Origin of the sequence: Klebsiella sp. 10982, assembly GCF_048589245.1 — a bacterium.
Classification (GTDB): Bacteria; Pseudomonadota; Gammaproteobacteria; order Enterobacterales; family Enterobacteriaceae; genus Klebsiella; species Klebsiella quasivariicola.
The window spans coordinates 39028-57501 of the sequence record NZ_JBMAXV010000030.1 but is presented as its reverse complement, the minus strand read 5'-3'; the positions used below and the strand labels follow the sequence as shown (position 1 = coordinate 57501).

Sequence of the window (18474 nt, the reverse complement as noted above, 5' to 3'; positions counted from 1 at the left end):
CATTCGGGTTGCAGACCGCGCATCCGGGCCGCGTACCGGCGTACGTGGCCGGGGTGAGTGCGCAGCAACATCAAGAATGAAGGGGTATGACCGGGGTTAGAGCAGGAACATTATCTATGTTTGAAAAGCGTCACCGTATTACGCTGTTATTCAACGCCAACAAAGCTTATGACCGCCAGGTGGTTGAGGGCGTCGGCGAGTATCTGCAGGCCTCCCAGCTGGAGTGGGATATCTTTATTGAAGAGGATTTTCGGGCACGCATCGAAAACATCAAAGAGTGGTTGGGCGATGGCGTTATCGCCGACTATGACGATCCCGAAATCGAAAAGCTGCTGGCCGATGTCCACGTGCCCATCGTCGGCGTCGGCGGATCTTATCATCAGCCAGAGCGGTACCCACCGGTTCACTATATCGCTACGGATAACGCCGCGCTGGTAGAAAGCGCCTTTCTCCATTTGAAGGAAAAAGGGGTGCACCGCTTCGCGTTTTACGGCCTTCCCACCTCCAGCGGTAAACGCTGGGCGGTAGAGCGCGAGTATGCCTTCTGCCAGTTGGTCGCGAAGGAGAAATATCGCGGCGTGGTCTACCAGGGGCTGGAGACAGCGCCGGAAAACTGGCAGCACGCGCAAAACCGGCTCGCCGACTGGCTGCAAACCCTGCCGCCGCAAACCGGCATCATCGCCGTCACCGACGCCCGCGCCCGCCACGTTCTGCAGGCCTGCGAGCTGCTGCATATCCCGGTGCCAGAGAAACTGTGCGTTATTGGCATCGATAACGAGGAGCTGACTCGCTACCTCTCCCGCGTCGCCCTCTCCTCCGTCGCCCAGGGCACCCGCCAGATGGGATATCAGGCGGCAAAATTACTCCACCGGCTGCTGAATAACGAGGTGCTCCCGCTGCAGCGTCAGCTGATCCCGCCGATGCGCGTCGTTGAGCGGCGCTCCACCGACTACCGGTCGTTAAACGATCCCTCCGTGATTCAGGCGATGCATTATATTCGCAACAACGCCTGTAAAGGCATCAAGGTGGAACAGGTGCTCGACGCCGTGGGCATCTCTCGCTCTAATCTGGAAAAACGCTTCAAAGAGGAGGTCGGGGAGACCATCCACACGGTGATCCACAGTGAGAAGCTGGAAAAGGCGCGCAGCCTGCTGGTGTCCACCAGCCTGTCGATCAATGAGATTTCACAGATGTGCGGCTATCCGTCGCTGCAATATTTCTATTCGGTGTTTAAGAAGGAGTACGACGTGACGCCGAAGGAGTACCGTGACCGGCACAGCGAGGTGATGCTGTAGGGCAAAAAAATGCCCGGCGACAAGGCCGGGCATCGGGATTACAGATGGGCAGCGATAAGCCGCTGATTGTCCTGATACATTGCGAAGAGATAGTTGTTGTAGCTCGACCCTTTGGTCGAATAACCCTTCAGCTTATGAATCATGGTGCTGGCCGTCACTTCCTGATCCGCCTTGCGCAGCTGCAGACGCGATTTGCGGAAAGAGGAATAGGCCGGGTGGGTGTTCAGGTTTGTTACGTAAGCCTGCACCGACTGCTCCACCGACTCAAACTGCGAGTAGCCTTTCATCGCTCCGCGGCAACGCCCGGCGCCGCACTTCATGCCAAACAGGTTGTTGTTCTCACGCGCCAGCCTGGAGGTCCCCCAGCCACTTTCCGCCGCTGCCATGGTTGCCACCATGCTGTTCGGAATAATGTCGACACGCTCAAGCAGCGCGTTCCAGGGCACATGACGCGTATTGCCTGACCACTTCACCTTATAACGGGCAGCGATGTCCTTCAGGCGCGCCTTCTCAGTCGGCGACCAGCGAGCATCGTACTGCTTGGAAACAAGCCAGTTACGATCCGCAGTAATCGCCTGATTCTGCTTGGTAATATAAGGCATGACCGTCCGGAGAAACGCTTTTTTCCTTGGTGTTCCGGAAGGGTATTTTCGCAAGTCAGGAAGTGAACTGCTCTTTACACTATTGCGAGAATACTCTTGTTTACTGCTTACCTTAGTACTACTGATCTTCTTAACCGTTGGGGCTTTATGACTCTTTGTTGCTGTGTGCGTTGTGGCCAACACACTACCTGAAAAAATGCAGGTTAGTAACATAAGTATTGCGGCCCCATATCGTCGTATGGGATTCGATATCATCAGGTCTCCTGGTCGGATATATGCATTCCAACACCTTGTTTTTCACAAAAAAACGATAGCTGAATCGCTAATAGTATCAAAAATACGCAATGAGAGCATCAACAGAAATAGTCCAATTCCGAATTGGTGTCATCTGAAATCGGTTTCTGCGCCGCAACGCGAGTGCGAAAATGCTAGCTCCGTCTCATTTTTAGCCTATTTTTTGAGCGGTGTCACTCACCCCTTTTCATCCTCCTGGTAAACCCCCTCGCCAGGAGGAGTTCACCCGCGCGGCAACAAGGCACACTAGTTAAAAACCGCTCACAGGATCCCGCAATGAAACTCGCTGCGCTTGCCACGTTATTCGTGCCTGGGATGGCCTTCGCCGCCTGGACTACTGCCGACTTCCCGGCTTTTACCGAAGAGGGGACGGGCCGATTCATCAGCCAGAAAGTGGTTGAGAAGGGTACACGTCCCCTGCAGCTAAATTTTGACCAACAGTGCTGGCAGCCGTCCGGCGCCATTAAGCTCAACCAGATGCTGTCCATGGAACCCTGCCGCGGCACCCCGCCGCAATGGCGCATCTTCCGCCAGGGTCTATATACCCTCGAGGTGGATACCCGCTCCGGCACGCCGACGATGATGATTTCGCTGGAGGAAAAAGAGACCAGCGCCGCGGCGCCGCAGATCCGTCAGTGTCCGAAGTGGGATGGAAAACCCCTGACCATCGACGTCAGTAAAACCTTCGCTGAGGGTAGTAAGGTCCGCGATTTCTACAGCGGCAATGTCGCGACCGTCAGCGGCGGCAAAATCACCCTGCAGCCCGCCTTCGGCAGCAATGGTCTGCTGCTGCTCGAGCGCGCCGAGACTGCCGCCCCAGCGCCGTTTGACTGGCACAACGCCACTGTCTACTTCGTCCTGACCGATCGCTTTGTAAACGGCAACCCGGCCAACGACAATAGCTACGGTCGCCATAAGGACGGCATGCAGGAGATCGGCACCTTCCACGGCGGCGACCTGCAGGGATTAACCAGCAAGCTGGATTATCTGCAGCAGATGGGGGTTAACGCCCTGTGGATCAGCTCCCCGCTTGAGCAGATCCACGGCTGGGTCGGCGGCGGCACGAAGGGCGATTTTCCTCACTACGCCTACCACGGCTATTACACCCAGGACTGGTCGAAACTGGATGCCAACATGGGGACCGAAGCGGATCTCCGCCGGCTGGTGGATGAAGCGCATAAGCGCGGCATACGCATCCTGTTTGACGTGGTGATGAACCATACCGGTTACGCTACCCTGGCCGACATGCAGGAGTTCCAGTTCGGCGCTCTGTATCTGCAAGGCGATGAGCTGAAAAAAACCCTCGGCGAGCGTTGGACAGACTGGAAGCCGGGCGCGGGCCAAACCTGGCACAGCTTTAACGACTACATCAACTTCAGCGACAAAGCCGGCTGGGAGAAATGGTGGGGCAAGAAGTGGATCCGCACCGATATCGGCGATTATGACAACCCAGGCTATGACGATCTCACCATGTCGCTGGCCTTCCTGCCGGACCTGAAAACCGAATCGAAGGAAGCCTCAGGCCTGCCGAACTTCTATAGCCATAAACCAGACACCGCAGCGAAAGTGATCCCGGGCTATACGCCGCGCGACTACCTGACCCACTGGCTGAGCCAGTGGGTACGTGACTACGGCATCGATGGCTTCCGCGTCGATACCGCCAAACATGTGGAGATGGACGCCTGGCAGCAGTTAAAAACCCAGGCCACCGCCGCGCTGGCGGAGTGGAAGAAAGCCAATCCGGATAAAGCCCTGGATGCGGCGCCGTTCTGGATGACCGGCGAAGCCTGGGGACATGGCGTGATGCAGAGCGATTATTATCGCCACGGTTTTGATGCGATGATCAATTTCGACTATCAGGACCAGGCGGCGAAAGCAGCGAACTGCATGGCCAATATTGACCTCACCTGGCAGCAAATGGCGGACAAGCTGCAGAGCTTTAACGTCCTGAGCTATCTCTCTTCACACGATACGCGCCTGTTCCGCGAAGGGGGCACTACGGCGGCGGAGCTGTTGCTGCTGGCCCCTGGCGCGGTGCAGATTTTCTATGGCGACGAATCATCGCGCCCGTTCGGCCCCACCGGTTCGGACCCGCTGCAGGGCACCCGTTCGGAGATGAACTGGCAGGACGTCAACGGCAAGGCGGCCCGCAGCGTCACCCACTGGCAGAAGATCGGCCAGTTCCGCGCTCGCCATCCGGCAATCGGTATGGGCAAACAGACAACGCTGTCGATGCCGCGCGGTTACGGTTTCGTACGTGAGCGCGGTGAAGACAAAGTGATGGTTATCTGGGCCGGACAGCAGCAGTAATCCACACGTGGCTCTCCGCCCTCGCGGGGAGCCACTCAGAACAAAACGCTAGCAAAATAGCAATTACCAGGATAAAGATAAAAAGCCTCCTCCTCCCTCAGATTTGCACCACGCTGGCGCTGGCGTTATGGTTAGCCACTTTCCAGAACCACCGACAGACTATTCGCGATGACATTTTCCCTTTTCGGCGACAAATTCACCCGTCATTCAGGCATCACCCGCCTGATGGAAGACCTTAATGACGGTCTGCGCACGCCGGGCGCTATTATGCTGGGCGGCGGTAACCCCGCGCAGATCCCGGAAATGAATGACTACTTCCAGCAGCTGCTGTCCGACATGCTGGATAATGGCAAAGCCCTTGATGCGCTATGTAATTATGATGGCCCCCAGGGCAAAAGCGAGCTGCTGAACCTGCTGGCGAACATGCTGCGCGACGAGCTGGGCTGGGAGATCGAACCACAGAATATTGCGCTGACAAACGGCAGTCAAAGCGCATTTTTCTACTTATTTAATCTGTTTGCAGGCCGTCGGGCAGATGGCACCACGCGTAAGGTGCTGTTCCCGCTGACGCCGGAATATATCGGCTACGCCGATGCCGGCCTGGAAGAGGATCTGTTCGTTGCCACCCGGCCGAACATCGAACTGCTGCCGGAAGGTCAGTTTAAGTACCATGTTGATTTTGAGCATCTGCAGGTAACGGAAGAGACCGGGATGATCTGCGTCTCGCGCCCCACCAACCCGACCGGCAACGTCATCACTGATGAAGAGCTGATCAAACTGGATGCGCTGGCGAATCAGCACGGGGTCCCGCTGGTAATTGATAACGCCTACGGCGTACCGTTCCCGGGGATTATCTTTAGCGACGCCCGACCGCTGTGGAATCCAAACATCGTGCTGTGTATGAGCCTGTCCAAACTGGGGCTGCCGGGGAGCCGCTGCGGGATTATCATCGCCAACGAGAAAATCATCACCGCCATCAGCAATATGAACGGCATTATCAGCCTCGCCCCTGGCGGCATCGGGCCGGCAATGATGTGCGAAATGATTAAACGACAGGATCTGCTGCGCCTGTCAGAGACGGTGATCAAGCCCTTCTATTATCAGCGGGTGCAGGAAACCATCGCCATTATTCGCCGCTATCTGCCGGAGGAGCGCTGCCTGATTCACAAACCGGAGGGAGCGATCTTCCTCTGGCTGTGGTTTAAGGACCTGCCGGTCTCCACCGAGCTGCTGTACCAGCGGCTGAAAAAGCGCGGCGTATTGATGGTGCCGGGGGATTACTTCTTCCCGGGGCTGGACAAGCCGTGGCCGCACACTCACCAGTGCATGCGCATGAACTATGTACCGGACCCGCAAAAAATTGAGGCTGGGGTGAAAATTCTCGCCGAAGAGATTGAATTCGCCTGGCGCGAACAGGAAGCGTAATCCATAACGCCGCTGACGGGTAATGCCTGTCAACGGCCCCGCTCACGCCAGCGCCAGCCGCTGGCGTTTTTGCGCGCACTGCGCCTCCAGCTCCGCGGGAGTCATCACCCGCAGGGCCTGCGTCGGGCAGGCGGCCACGCAGGCCGGACCCTCGGCGCGATGGTGGCATAAATCGCATTTCAGCGCCTGCGCCTGCTGGTTCACCACCGTGACGGTCATCGCGCCGTACGGGCAGGCCACCATGCAGGTTTTGCAGCCGATGCAACGCCGCTGGTCGACCCACCACACCTCATTATCGCGCTGAATCGCCCCCTGCGGGCAGACGCTGGCGCACGGCGCATCCTCGCACTGCCGACAGGCCGTCGCCGTCGATATGTCACCGCTTTTCACCACCCGAATACGCGGCGCAAAATGGTTCGTCGACAGGGCGGACACATCCTGCGCCTGCTGGTGCGCGACCACGCAGGCCACTTCACAGGTACGACAGCCAATACACTGCTGGGCACTGGCAATAAGAAACCGGTTCATCCTCTGCTCCCTGGGGATAAAACCGCAGGGTGCCAGAATAGTCCCTGCCCGCGCTTTGATCCTGAATGGAATCAGCGCTGTTTTTTGTCAGATGATGAGGAAGATGTGGTCATGTGCCTGACGCTTCACGCACCGTAAAGCCCAGCTCACGTGAGATTGCTTCGGCGGTCTCACGCAGTGGCTTTAACAAGTTCTTTTCGCCTATCTGCTTGAGGCGCGACGTCGACAGAGAAATAGAAATGGCGTAGGGCACGCGCTGGTGAATATCGAAAACCGGCACCGCCAGACAGGACACCCCCAGCTCATTCTCTTCCCGGTCCATGGCCATGTTCCGTTCACGGATCTGCGCCAGCTCATCATGCATGGCTGGCAAGCCGGTGATGGTGTTGCGGGTCAGCGGCTGAATAATATCCTGGTGAGTGTTCCAGTAATGCTCCACATAGTCAGGATGGCCGAACGCCATGTAAATCTTCCCCATCGCGGAGCAATAGAGCGGCATATGTTGGCCAATATAAGCGCGGGTACGCAGCATGCCGGTGGTCGGCTCAAGCTTGTAAATCAGGATCGCATGATCGTCTTCCCGGCTGGAAAAGTTCACCGTTTCGCCCGTCGCCAGGTTAAGCGCTTCAAGATGGGGAGCCGCCACATGGATGATATTCAGCGAGGAGAGCGCTTTCTGGCCAACGGCGATGAACTTGGTGGTGAGCCGATAGCTACCCGCCGCCGGGGCCGGTGTGACATACCCACAGGACTGCAAACCCTGCAGTAATCGATGGACGGTACTTTTATTGAGCCCCGCCAGCTCTGACAGATGCGCCAGCGGGCAACCGTTTGGATAGTTGCTCAGAATTTCAATCAGCATCAGTCCACGGAACAGGCTCTGACTTCCCGCCGGCCGCTCTTTGTCTTGTCCTGTCTCGCTCTCTTTCATCACCATCGCTTCCGCTCCCCCATTTCGTTGCGCTCTGATGGTAGCGCAAAGTGTGTGTCAGTTCACGATCTGAGATCAAAAAACATAATTCATTGATTTTTATTGTTTTTAAAAAATAGTCCTCCCGTTGATCTGGCCAATTTAGATCGTTATATTTGAAATCAGATTTCGCATTGTGAAATTTAACGATAAAAAAGCGATCAGAACTCACCAGGGAAACACGTATGAAAGTAACTTTTTCGCAGTTAAAAGAGGCCTTCAATCAGGTACTGCTTAAACGCGGCGTGGCGGCGGAAACCGCCGAGGCCTGCGCGGACATGTTCGCCCGCACCACGGAATCCGGCGTCTATTCACACGGCGTGAACCGCTTTCCCCGCTTTATTCAGCAACTGGACAATGGCGATATCATCCCGGAGGCCAAACCACAGCGGATTACCAGCCTCGGCGCGATTGAGCAGTGGGACGCCCAGCGCTCCATCGGCAATCTGACGGCGAAAAAGATGATGGACCGGGCCATTGAGCTGGCATCCGATCACGGCATTGGGCTGGTGGCGCTGCGTAACGCCAACCACTGGATGCGCGGGGGCAGCTACGGCTGGCAGGCAGCGGAAAAAGGCTACATCGGCATCTGCTGGACTAACTCCATCGCGGTGATGCCGCCGTGGGGCGCCAAAGAGTGCCGCATCGGCACCAACCCGCTGATCGTCGCCATCCCGTCCACGCCGATCACCATGGTGGATATGTCGATGTCGATGTTCTCCTACGGCATGCTGGAGGTGAACCGCCTGGCGGGTCGCCAGCTCCCCGTCGACGGGGGATTCGACGATGAAGGCAATCTGACCAAAGAACCGGGCGTGATTGAGAAAAATCGCCGCATTTTACCCATGGGCTACTGGAAAGGATCCGGCCTGTCGATCGTGCTGGATATGATTGCCACCCTGCTTTCCAATGGATCTTCTGTGGCCGAAGTGACCCAGGAAAACAGCGATGAATATGGTGTTTCGCAGATTTTCATCGCCATTGAGGTCGATAAGCTCATCGACGGTGCGACCCGCGATGCCAAGCTGCAGCGGATTATGGATTTCATCACCAGCGCCGAACGGGCCGATGAAAACGTGGCCATCCGTTTACCGGGACATGAATTTACCCGCCTGCTGGAAGAGAATCGTCGCAACGGCATCACCGTTGATGACAGCGTCTGGGCGAAAATTCAGGCGCTGTAAGGAGATATATCATGATCTTTGGCCATATCGCGCAGCCCAATCCGTGTCGGTTGCCTGCGGCAATTGAGCGAGCGCTCGACTTCCTGCGCAGCACCGATTTCAGCAAACTGGCCCCCGGCGTAGTGGAGATCGACGGCAAAAACATCTTCGCGCAGATTATCGACTTAACCACTCGCGAAGTTGCCGAAAATCGCCCGGAAGTACATCGCCGCTATCTGGATATTCAGTTTCTGGCCTGGGGTGAGGAGAAAATAGGTTTCGCTATTGATAACGGTAATAACACCATCAGCGAATCGCTATTAGCGCAGCGCGATATTATTTTCTATCACGGATGCGAAAATGAATCTTTTCTTGAAATGATCCCGGGAAGCTATGTCATATTTTTCCCGCAGGATGTTCATCGCCCGGGATGCCATAAATCGGTCGCCACGCCGATCAGGAAAATCGTGGTTAAAGTGGCGATTGACGCTTTATAAAAGCATTATTTTCAGGAGCACATTATGAAAAATAATACCGGTTATATTATCGGTGCGTATCCCTGTGCACCCTCTTTTCACCAAAAAAGTGAAGACGAAGAAAAAGCATTCTGGCGACAACTGGCTGATACCCCGGATATTCGCGGGCTGGAGCAACCCTGCCTTGAACATCTCCATCCACTGGGCGACGAGTGGTTAATGCGCCATACCCCAGCAGACTGGCAGATTGTCGTCACGGCAATTATGGAAACCATGCGCCGCCGCGGGGGTAACGGCGGCTTTGGCCTGGCATCGAGCGATGAGGAACAGCGTAAAGCCTGCGTGGCCTACTACCGCCACCTTTACCAGAAAATTAATGCGATCAATGCGGCAAATGCCGGAAAAATCGTGGCGCTGGAACTCCATGCCACGCCCTGCGCCAGCAACCCTAACGTCGCCCAGGCTACCGATGCCTTTGCCCGTTCACTGAAGGAGGTGGCCAGCTGGGACTGGTCGTGCAGTCTGGTGCTGGAACATTGCGATGCCATGACCGGCCCCGCGCCGCGCAAAGGATTTCTGCCTTTAGAGAATGTGCTGGAAACGCTTGCCGGTTATGAGATTAGCGTTGCCATAAACTGGGCCCGCTCCGCGATTGAAGGCCAGGACACCACTCTGCCGTTGACCCATACCCGGCAGGCCAGCCAGGCCGGTAAGCTTGGCGCGTTAATGTTTTCCGGCACCACGCTCAATGGCGAATATGGCGAATGGCAGGATTTACACGCGCCCTTCTCTCCGTTCTGTGCGCAAAGTTTAATGACCCACACGCATGTGCGGGAATTATTAGCCTGCGCGGGCAGCGACGCCCTGCAATTTCTGGGTATTAAATTACTGGAAATTAACCCGGATGCGGACGTCAATCACCGCATAGCGATATTACGCGACGGCATCGCTGCCTTAAATAAAGCACAACAATAATAAAAAAAGAACACTTACTCTACGAGACTATAAATATGAATATGACCTCTAGACCAGGACTAAATGAAGTCCCACGTCAGCGTTGGCTGCGAATTATTCCACCCATTCTGATCGCCTGTATTATCTCTTATATGGACCGCGTCAATATTGCTTTTGCAATGCCGGGCGGTATGGATGCTGAACTCGGTATTTCCGCCACCATGGCGGGACTGGCCGGCGGCATTTTCTTTATTGGTTATCTGTTCTTACAGGTTCCCGGCGGCAAGATTGCCGTTCACGGTAGCGGCAAGAAGTTTATTGGCTGGTCGCTGGTCGCCTGGGCGGTGATCTCCGTCCTGACGGGATTAATCACCAACCAGTATCAGCTGCTGGTGCTGCGCTTCCTGCTGGGGGTGGCGGAAGGTGGGATGCTCCCGGTAGTGCTAACCATGATCAGCAACTGGTTCCCGGACGCCGAACGCGGGCGCGCTAACGCCATTGTCATTATGTTTGTCCCTATCGCCGGGATCATCACGGCTCCGCTTTCCGGCTGGATCATCACCGTTCTCGACTGGCGCTGGCTGTTTATTATTGAAGGGTTACTCTCGGTGGTTGTCCTGCTGCTGTGGACCTATGCCGTTTATGACCGCCCACAGGAAGCGCGCTGGATCTCCGATGCCGAAAAGAATTATCTGGTGGAAACGCTGGCCGCCGAGCAAAGGGCCATTGCCGGCACCGAGGTGAAAAACGCCTCTCTCGGCGCGGTGCTTTCCGATAAAACCATGTGGCAGCTTATCGCACTGAACTTCTTCTATCAGACCGGGATTTACGGTTACACCCTGTGGCTGCCCACCATCCTCAAAGAACTGACTCACAGCAGCATGGGCCAGGTTGGGGTGCTCGCCATTCTGCCCTACGTTGGCGCCATTGCCGGCATGTTCCTGTTCTCTTCTCTCTCGGATCGTACCGGCAAACGCAAGCTGTTTGTCTGCCTGCCACTGATTGGTTTTGCCCTGTGCATGTTCCTGTCGGTGGCTCTGAAGAGCCAGATCTGGCTGGCCTACGCCGCGCTGGTCGGCTGCGGATTCTTCCTGCAATCGGCGGCGGGCGTGTTCTGGACCATTCCGGCACGGCTGTTCAGCGCCGAAATGGCCGGCGGCGCGCGCGGGGTCATCAACGCCCTCGGCAATCTTGGCGGTTTCTGCGGCCCCTATGCGGTGGGCGTCCTGATCACCCTCTATAGCAAAGACGCGGGAGTATATTGCCTGGCCATCTCTCTGGCGCTGGCCGCGCTGATGGCCCTGCTGCTGCCGGCGAAATGCGATGCCGGCGCCACGCCCGTCAATACGGTGAATCCGCGGAAGCACGCCGCGTAATACCGCGCCTGGCCTGTGGGGCATCCTCCCACAGGCCAGATAAGCGCAGCGCCATCCGGCAACATTGAGAGATGAAAAATGAGTGAGAAAGCACGCTTCTGGCTGGGCATTGATTGCGGCGGAACGTATCTGAAAGCGGGATTATATGACGCGCAAGGCCGTGAACATGGCATTAACCGGCAATCGCTGCAGACGCTATCGCCCTTGCCGGGTTACGCCGAACGCGACATGGACCAGCTCTGGCAACAATGCGCCGCCACCATCGCCGGCCTGTTACAACGTACCGGTATCCGCGGCGAACAAATTAAAGGCGTGGGCATCTCCGCGCAGGGTAAGGGGCTGTTCCTGCTTGATAAACAGGATCGCCCTCTGGGCCATGCCATGCTCTCTTCCGACCGTCGGGCGCTGGCGATCGTCCAGCGCTGGCAACAGGACGGGATCCCGGAAAAACTCTATCCCGTCACCCGCCAGACCCTGTGGACCGGTCACCCGGCTTCACTGCTGCGCTGGGTGAAAGAAAATGAACCGCAGCGCTACGCGCAAATTGGCTGCGTGATGATGGGCCATGACTATCTGCGCTGGTGTTTGACCGGCGTGAAAGGGTGCGAAGAGAGCAACATCTCTGAATCCAATCTCTACAACATGACCAGCGGCCAGTACGATCCACGCCTGACGCAATGGCTGGGGATCGGCGAAATTGACAGTGCGCTGCCGCCTGTCGTCGGTTCAGCAGAAAAAGGCGGGGAGATCACCCCTCAGGCAGCCGCCATCACCGGTCTGGCGGCGGGTACCCCCGTCGTCGGCGGCTTGTTTGATGTGGTCTCCACCGCACTCTGCGCCGGTATTGAAGATGAATTCACGCTCAACGCGGTGATGGGCACCTGGGCCGTCACCAGCGGGATCACCCATGGCCTGCGCGACCATGAAGCGCACCCTTACGTCTACGGCCGTTACGTTAACGACGGGCAGTACATCGTTCACGAAGCCAGCCCCACCTCGTCGGGCAACCTCGAATGGTTCACTGCCCAGTGGGGTGAACTCTCTTTTGACGAGATCAATCAGGCCGTCGCCAGCCTGCCGAAGGCCGGTAGCGACCTCTTTTTTCTGCCATTTCTCTACGGCAGCAACGCCGGACTGGAGATGACCTGCGGCTTCTACGGTATGCAGGCGCTCCACACTCGCGCGCACCTGCTGCAGGCGATTTATGAGGGCGTCGTTTTCAGCCACATGACCCACCTCAACCGCATGCGCGAACGCTTTACCCGCGTGCAGGCCCTGCGCGTCACCGGCGGCCCGGCGCACTCTGACGTCTGGATGCAGATGCTGGCGGACGTCAGCGGCCTGCGCGTCGAGCTGCCGCAGGTTGAGGAGACCGGCTGCTTTGGCGCCGCGCTCGCCGCCCGGGTCGGCACTGGCGTCTATCGCGATTTCAACGACGCCTGCCGCCACCTTCAGCATCCGGTGCGCACGCTGCTGCCCGACATGGCCGCCCACGCGCGCTACCAGCGCAAATATCACCATTACCAGAATCTGATTGAAGCACTACAGGGCTACCACGCCCGCATTAAGGAGCATGCATTATGAGCCGACCATTACTGCAACTGGCGCTCGACCACACCAGCCTGGAAGCCGCCAGCCGCGATGTCGCCCTGCTACAGGACCACGTCGATATCGTTGAAGCCGGTACCATCCTCTGCTTAACCGAAGGCCTGAGCGCGGTGAAAGCTCTGCGCGCCCAGTGCCCGGATAAACTCATCGTCGCCGACTGGAAGGTTGCCGATGCGGGGGAAACGCTGGCCCAGCAGGCCTTTGCCGCCGGCGCTAACTGGATGACCATCATCTGCGCCGCGCCGCTCGCCACCGTTGAGAAGGGCCACGCCGTCGCGCAGGCCTGCGGCGGCGAAATTCAGATCGAGCTGTTCGGTAACTGGACGCTGGATGACGCCCGCGCCTGGTACCGCACCGGCGTCCGCCAGGCGATTTACCATCGCGGCCGCGACGCTCAGGCCAGCGGACAACAGTGGAGTGACGCCGATCTGGCGCGGATGAAAGCGCTCTCTGATATCGGCCTTCAGCTGTCGATTACCGGCGGCATCACCCCGGCCGATCTGCCCTTGTTCAAAGATATTCAGGTGAAAGCGTTTATTGCCGGACGCGCGCTGGCCGGAGCACCGCAACCGGCGCAGGTCGCTGCGGCGTTCCATGCGCAGATCGATGCTATCTGGGGAGATAAGCATGCGTAACCATCCGTTAGGGATCTATGAGAAGGCGCTGGCGAAAGATCTCAGCTGGCCGGAGCGGCTGGTGCTGGCGAAAAGCTGCGGCTTTGATTTCGTCGAGATGTCGGTGGATGAGACCGACGAGCGGCTGTCGCGTCTCGACTGGAGCCCGGCGCAGCGCGCCTCGCTGGTCACCGCCATGCTGGAAACCGGGGTGGCGATCCCGTCGATGTGCCTCTCTGCCCATCGCCGTTTCCCGTTTGGCAGCCGCGATGCGGCCGTGCGCCAGCGGGCGCGGGAGATCATGAGCAAAGCTATCCATCTGGCGCGCGATCTCGGCATCCGCACCATCCAGCTGGCAGGGTACGACGTCTATTATGAAGCGCATGATGAAGGCACCCAACAGCGCTTCGCCGAAGGGCTGGCATGGGCGGTGGAACAGGCCGCGGCGGCGCAGGTGATGCTGGCGGTGGAGATCATGGATACCGCTTTTATGAACTCCATCAGCAAATGGAAAAAGTGGGATGAGATGCTCGCCTCGCCGTGGTTCTCGGTCTACCCCGACGTGGGCAATCTTAGCGCCTGGGGAAACGACGTCACCGCCGAGCTGAAGCTGGGTATCGATCGCATCGCCGCCATTCATTTAAAAGATACCCAGCCGGTGACCGCGCAGAGCCCAGGTCAGTTCCGCGACGTACCGTTTGGCGAAGGCTGTGTGGATTTTGTCGGCATCTTCAAAACGCTGCATGAGCTGAACTATCGCGGCGCATTTCTGATTGAGATGTGGACGGAAAAAGCCAAAGAGCCGGTACTGGAAATTATCGAGGCCCGACGCTGGATAGAAGCGCGGATGCAGGAAGGAGGATTTGCATGTTAGAACAGTTAAAAGCCGAGGTGCTGGCGGCCAACCTGGCGCTCCCGGCGCACCAGCTGGTGACGTTTACCTGGGGCAACGTCAGCGCGGTCGATGAAACTCGCACACTGATGGTGATTAAACCTTCCGGCGTGGAATACGACGTGATGACCGCCGAGGATATGGTCGTGGTCGAGATCGCCAGCGGCAAGGTGGTGGCCGGCGGCAAAAAACCGTCATCAGATACCCCGACCCATCTGGCGCTTTACCGCCGCTATCCGCAGATCGGCGGGATCGTGCATACCCACTCCCGCCACGCCACGATCTGGTCGCAGGCGGGTCTCGATCTGCCCGCCTGGGGCACCACCCACGCCGACTACTTCTATGGCGCGATCCCCTGTACCCGCCTGATGACCGAAGAGGAAATTAACGGGGAATATGAGTATCAGACTGGCGAAGTGATTATTCAGACCTTTGAAGAACGGCGCCTCGATCCGGCGCAAATCCCGGCGGTACTTGTCCATTCACACGGTCCGTTCGCCTGGGGAAAAGACGCCGCCGACGCCGTACATAACGCCGTGGTGCTGGAGGAGTGCGCGTATATGGGGCTGTTCTCACGCCAGCTCTCGCCTCAGCTGCCGGAGATGCAGTCGGTATTGCTGGATAAACACTATCTGCGCAAGCACGGCGCCAACGCCTATTACGGACAAGGCTGACATTCTGTTCCCCGGCAGGTCGCCATGCGCTGCCCGCCGGGGAACAGGCGATCATGATTACCGGAACAGCGCTTTATCGCGCAGGATATGATCGTTACCGCGACGGCGGGTGAAGCCAATCCGGTCAAAATACTCCAGGATCTGGATCGCCAGCTTCCGCCCTACGTTTAAGGTATCGCGGAAATCCGCTGCGCAGGTTGATCCGCGCAGTTGATCCAGCTCGCGCACCCGCTGGGCGAACTGCACAATGCGATCGTTGCGGTAGTAACGATCCTTTACGATCGCGGTTATCATCCCCTGCTGCGCGGCCTGACGCAGCACCGCGCGCATCAGCGACTCTTCAACATGGACTTCGCGCGCAAGATCGCGCACCCACCAGGGGTCATCGCCGAACAGGATCTCCACCTTCTGCCAGACCGCCTGCTGCTCGTCAGTAAATCCGGCTTTATGCTCCGGCAAATGCAGCCAACCGTGATGGCTGTGGACTAAGCCGCTCTCGCGCATCTGCTCAATCAGCAGCAGCACCAGCGCTTCATCTTCCATCGGCAGCGCGATGCGGCGCAGGCGCTCCCGGCCTGGACCGGGCTCGTCGCGATGCTGCTCATGGTAGCGTGCCAGGGCATCCAGCAATTTTCGCTGCCAGCGGGCGGCAAGCGGCGCGCTGAGCAGGCGCTGTCCGGCCTGCAGATAGTCCGGTCGCTGGATCAGAGCCGTCATTCCGGCTTCGCTGAGCTGCCGCGCCCAGGCGAAGCGCTCAAGGCGGACGGCGTCCCGCTGCAGATGCAGCTCCAGCGCCTGCGCATCGTCAGCGCCAGCTGCCGCCAGGGCGTGCAGCCACTGCAGATATTCCGGTTTCCGTTTGCCGCGACGCGGGGGATCCAGCGTCACCACCCGTGCGCCGGCCAGCGTTAAGCGAGCGGAGATATCGCGGAGCACCAGCCGGTCGTTATCCGCCAGCCACAGCGGGGTATCCAGCACCAGCTCCGCCAGGTTGCCCTCAAGGAGCGACACCCGGCCGGTAATGTGGCTGGCAGCGTGGTGAATATGCAGCGGCTGCCACTGGCTGAGCGGCGTATGGCACTGTAGCTCGACAATCACCCGCTCTGCGGCCTCCGGCGGCGGTGAGGAGAGCAGCCAGTCGCCGCGATGCACGGCCTCTTTTTGCGCATCGCCGACAATATTCAGCGCAATGCGCTGCCCGGCGTGCGCCTGTTCAACCGCTTGGTTCTGGGCATGCAGACCGCGGACGCGCATCGGCGTGTTGACGCCGGTGAGCCACAGGGTATCCCCGACCCGTACTTCGCCGGAGAGTGCCGTCCCGGTGACCACCAGCCCCGCCCCCTTGACGGTAAAAGCGCGGTCCAGCGCCAGGCGAAACCGCTGCTGCTGCGGGTGGGAACGCTCCGCAAGCTGCAGCAGATGGCTGCGCAGTTCGGCAATACCGATATTTTCCGGTGCCGCGGTGGGAAAGAAAGCGACGGCGTCAAAGCCCAGCTTGCGCAGGGTCTGCTCGACCTCTGCCTGAACTTCCGCCACCCTGGCGGCCGCCACGCGGTCCGTTTTAGTGAGCGCCACGGTCAGCGTCGGCTTTCCGGTCAGCTGCAGGATCGCCAGGTGTTCGCGGGTTTGCGCCATCACCCCGTCATCGCAGGCCACCACCAGCAGCGCATGGTCGATCCCACCCACCCCCGCCAGCATGTTGGACAAAAACTTTTCGTGCCCGGGAACGTCAATAAATCCCAGCACCCGCCCGTCCGGCTGCGGCCAGTAGGCATAGCCGAGATCGATCGTCATTCCCCGCGCTTTCTCTTCCGGCAGACGATCGGCATTCACGCCGGTTATCGCCTGCAGCAGCGTCGTTTTGCCGTGGTCAACATGTCCAGCGGTGGCAATAATCATCGTAACAACATCTCCATAAACCGGGTTTCATCTTCCAGACAGCGCAGGTCCAGCCAGAGCCGACCGTCATAAATGCGGCCAATCACCGGACACGGCAGCGCGCGCCAGCAGGCCGCCAGCGCCTCCAGCCGGCTGCCGCGGCCGTCATGCGGGGTAAAGGTCAACGCCGCGCTGGGCAGGCGGTCGACGGGTAACGAACCACTGCCAATCTGCGACTGACAGGCTGCCACGCTGACGGCAAAATCAGCATAGTGTGCCGCCAGGGCAGGCTGCAGGCGTTCACCCGTCCGGCGGATCTCCTCCGCCGGACGGGTGAGCAGGCGCAGCGTCGGCAATTTCTCCCTCAGCGCCTCCGGGTGCTGATAGAGGCGCAGCGTGGCTTCCAGCGCCGCGAGGGTCATTTTATCCGCGCGCAGGGCCCGCTTCAGCGGGTGGCTTTGCAGCCGGGCAATCAGCGCGCGTTTGCCGACGATAATTCCGGCCTGCGGACCGCCGAGCAGCTTATCGCCGGAGAAACTGACCAGGCTCACCCCGGCGGCAATCATCTCCTGCGGCATCGGCTCCTTTGGCAGGCCATACTGACTGAGATCCACCAGCGACCCGCTGCCCAGGTCGGCCACTACCGGGACGTCCAGTTCGCGGCCAATGGCCGCCAGCTCCGCTTCGTCGACGGCTTTGGTAAAGCCTTCAATGCTGTAGTTGCTGGTGTGAACCTTCATCAGCAGCGCAGTATTGTCATTCACCGCCTGGCGATAATCTTTAGCATGGGTGCGGTTGGTGGTGCCCACTTCGTGCAGCTGACAACCCGCCTGGCGCATCACGTCGGGGATGCGAAATGCCCCGCCGATCTCCACCAGTTCGCCGCGGGAGACCACCACTTCGCGGCCGCTGGCGGTGGCCGCCAGCATCAACAGAACGGCCGCCGCGTTGTTGTTCACAATGCAGGCATCTTCCGCGCCGGTGATCTGGCACAGCAGATCGGCAATGGCGCGATCGCGATGGCCACGCCCGGCGTCGTCGAGATCATATTCGAGGGTCACCGGCGCGCGCATCGCACTGGCAACTGCCTCCACGGCCGACTCTGCCTGGATGGCGCGTCCCAGATTAGTATGCAATACCGTACCGGTGAGATTAAACACCGGACGCAGGGCGCTCTGCCGACTGGCGGTCAGCCGCTGTGCGCAGGCGTTCAGCCAGTCATGGCTCCAGTCCGGCAGCGTCTGATGCTGGCGGATTTGCTCCCGCGCCTCATCGAGCATCTGGCGCAGTTGCGCCACTACCTGCGAATGGCCGTGCTGCGCCAGCAGAGAGGAAAAAGCGGGGTCGCGTAGTAAGCGGTCAATGGCCGGAAGCCGGGTATAAAGCGCACGAATTTCGGTAGTCATGAATGGGCC

Annotated in this window: 16 protein-coding genes; 11 read left to right on the top strand and 5 right to left on the bottom strand. The window is 58.8% G+C overall.

Annotated features, from left to right (window positions below):
• Positions 1–116: 116 nt before the first annotated feature.
• Positions 117–1295 carry a D-xylose utilization transcriptional activator XylR gene (gene xylR, locus ACKLKD_RS20045; RefSeq protein WP_025714096.1) on the top strand — a complete coding sequence of 393 codons (1179 nt, stop codon included), beginning with the start codon at positions 117–119 and terminating at the stop codon, positions 1293–1295.
• Between the two features lie 38 nt (positions 1296–1333).
• On the opposite strand, the gene ACKLKD_RS20040 is transcribed toward xylR, so the two are convergent.
• Positions 1334–2152, bottom strand: coding sequence for a protein bax (locus tag ACKLKD_RS20040; protein ID WP_071993305.1), 819 nt, complete (start codon positions 2150–2152; stop codon positions 1334–1336).
• Between the two features lie 315 nt (positions 2153–2467).
• Here ACKLKD_RS20040 and ACKLKD_RS20035 point away from each other — a divergent pair, with 315 nt between their 5' ends.
• Both ACKLKD_RS20035 and avtA read left to right on the top strand, forming a co-directional pair.
• Entirely contained in the window at positions 2468–4501 is a 2034-nt protein-coding gene (locus tag ACKLKD_RS20035) for an alpha-amylase (protein WP_025714094.1), read from the top strand.
• 168 nt (positions 4502–4669) lie between these two features.
• On the top strand, positions 4670–5926 hold the full coding sequence (avtA, locus tag ACKLKD_RS20030; protein ID WP_025714093.1) for a valine--pyruvate transaminase: 1257 nt from the start codon (positions 4670–4672) through the stop codon (positions 5924–5926).
• 42 nt (positions 5927–5968) lie between these two features.
• On the opposite strand, the gene ACKLKD_RS20025 is transcribed toward avtA, so the two are convergent.
• Together ACKLKD_RS20025 and yiaJ are read right to left on the bottom strand one after the other, a co-directional pair.
• Complete coding sequence (locus ACKLKD_RS20025) at positions 5969–6454, bottom strand: 4Fe-4S dicluster domain-containing protein (RefSeq protein WP_025714092.1); 486 nt, start codon at positions 6452–6454, stop codon at positions 5969–5971.
• Between the two features lie 109 nt (positions 6455–6563).
• Complete coding sequence (yiaJ, locus tag ACKLKD_RS20020) at positions 6564–7391, bottom strand: IclR family transcriptional regulator YiaJ (protein ID WP_025714091.1); 828 nt, start codon at positions 7389–7391, stop codon at positions 6564–6566.
• A 218-nt stretch (positions 7392–7609) separates the two neighbouring features.
• Here yiaJ and yiaK point away from each other — a divergent pair, with 218 nt between their 5' ends.
• The 8 genes from yiaK to araD all read left to right on the top strand — a co-directional run bounded on the left by yiaK (position 7610) and on the right by araD (position 15181).
• Positions 7610–8608: a 3-dehydro-L-gulonate 2-dehydrogenase gene (gene yiaK, locus ACKLKD_RS20015; RefSeq protein WP_021440874.1), complete on the top strand. Its 999-nt coding sequence runs from the start codon at positions 7610–7612 to the stop codon at positions 8606–8608.
• A gap of 11 nt (positions 8609–8619) precedes the next feature.
• A complete protein-coding gene (locus tag ACKLKD_RS20010) occupies positions 8620–9084 on the top strand; it encodes a YhcH/YjgK/YiaL family protein (protein WP_004889290.1) in 465 nt (154 codons plus the stop codon).
• A gap of 24 nt (positions 9085–9108) precedes the next feature.
• Positions 9109–10038: a DUF4862 family protein gene (locus ACKLKD_RS20005; protein WP_025714090.1), complete on the top strand. Its 930-nt coding sequence runs from the start codon at positions 9109–9111 to the stop codon at positions 10036–10038.
• A gap of 35 nt (positions 10039–10073) precedes the next feature.
• Positions 10074–11393: an MFS transporter gene (locus ACKLKD_RS20000; RefSeq protein ID WP_025714088.1), complete on the top strand. Its 1320-nt coding sequence runs from the start codon at positions 10074–10076 to the stop codon at positions 11391–11393.
• A gap of 78 nt (positions 11394–11471) precedes the next feature.
• Positions 11472–12977, top strand: a complete 1506-nt coding sequence (locus ACKLKD_RS19995) for an FGGY-family carbohydrate kinase (RefSeq protein WP_025714087.1) — start codon at positions 11472–11474, stop codon at positions 12975–12977.
• Positions 12974–13636, top strand: coding sequence for a 3-keto-L-gulonate-6-phosphate decarboxylase UlaD (gene ulaD / locus ACKLKD_RS19990; protein ID WP_004889285.1), 663 nt, complete (start codon positions 12974–12976; stop codon positions 13634–13636). Before ACKLKD_RS19995 ends, ulaD begins: the two co-directional genes overlap by 4 nt.
• The gene (locus ACKLKD_RS19985) at positions 13629–14489 is read left to right on the top strand and encodes an L-ribulose-5-phosphate 3-epimerase (protein ID WP_004889283.1); all 861 of its coding nucleotides are present in this window, start codon (positions 13629–13631) and stop codon (positions 14487–14489) included. The genes ulaD and ACKLKD_RS19985 overlap by 8 nt, the downstream gene beginning before the upstream one ends.
• Positions 14483–15181, top strand: a complete 699-nt coding sequence (araD, locus tag ACKLKD_RS19980) for an L-ribulose-5-phosphate 4-epimerase (RefSeq protein WP_021440878.1) — start codon at positions 14483–14485, stop codon at positions 15179–15181. The genes ACKLKD_RS19985 and araD overlap by 7 nt, the downstream gene beginning before the upstream one ends.
• A gap of 57 nt (positions 15182–15238) precedes the next feature.
• On the opposite strand, the gene selB is transcribed toward araD, so the two are convergent.
• The gene (gene selB / locus ACKLKD_RS19975; RefSeq protein WP_080897615.1) at positions 15239–17080 is read right to left on the bottom strand and encodes a selenocysteine-specific translation elongation factor; all 1842 of its coding nucleotides are present in this window, start codon (positions 17078–17080) and stop codon (positions 15239–15241) included.
• Positions 17077–18465 (bottom strand): L-seryl-tRNA(Sec) selenium transferase, encoded by a 1389-nt coding sequence (gene selA / locus ACKLKD_RS19970; RefSeq protein WP_087804725.1) that lies wholly within the window; start codon positions 18463–18465, stop codon positions 17077–17079. Before selA ends, selB begins: the two co-directional genes overlap by 4 nt.
• Positions 18466–18474: the final 9 nt, after the last annotated feature.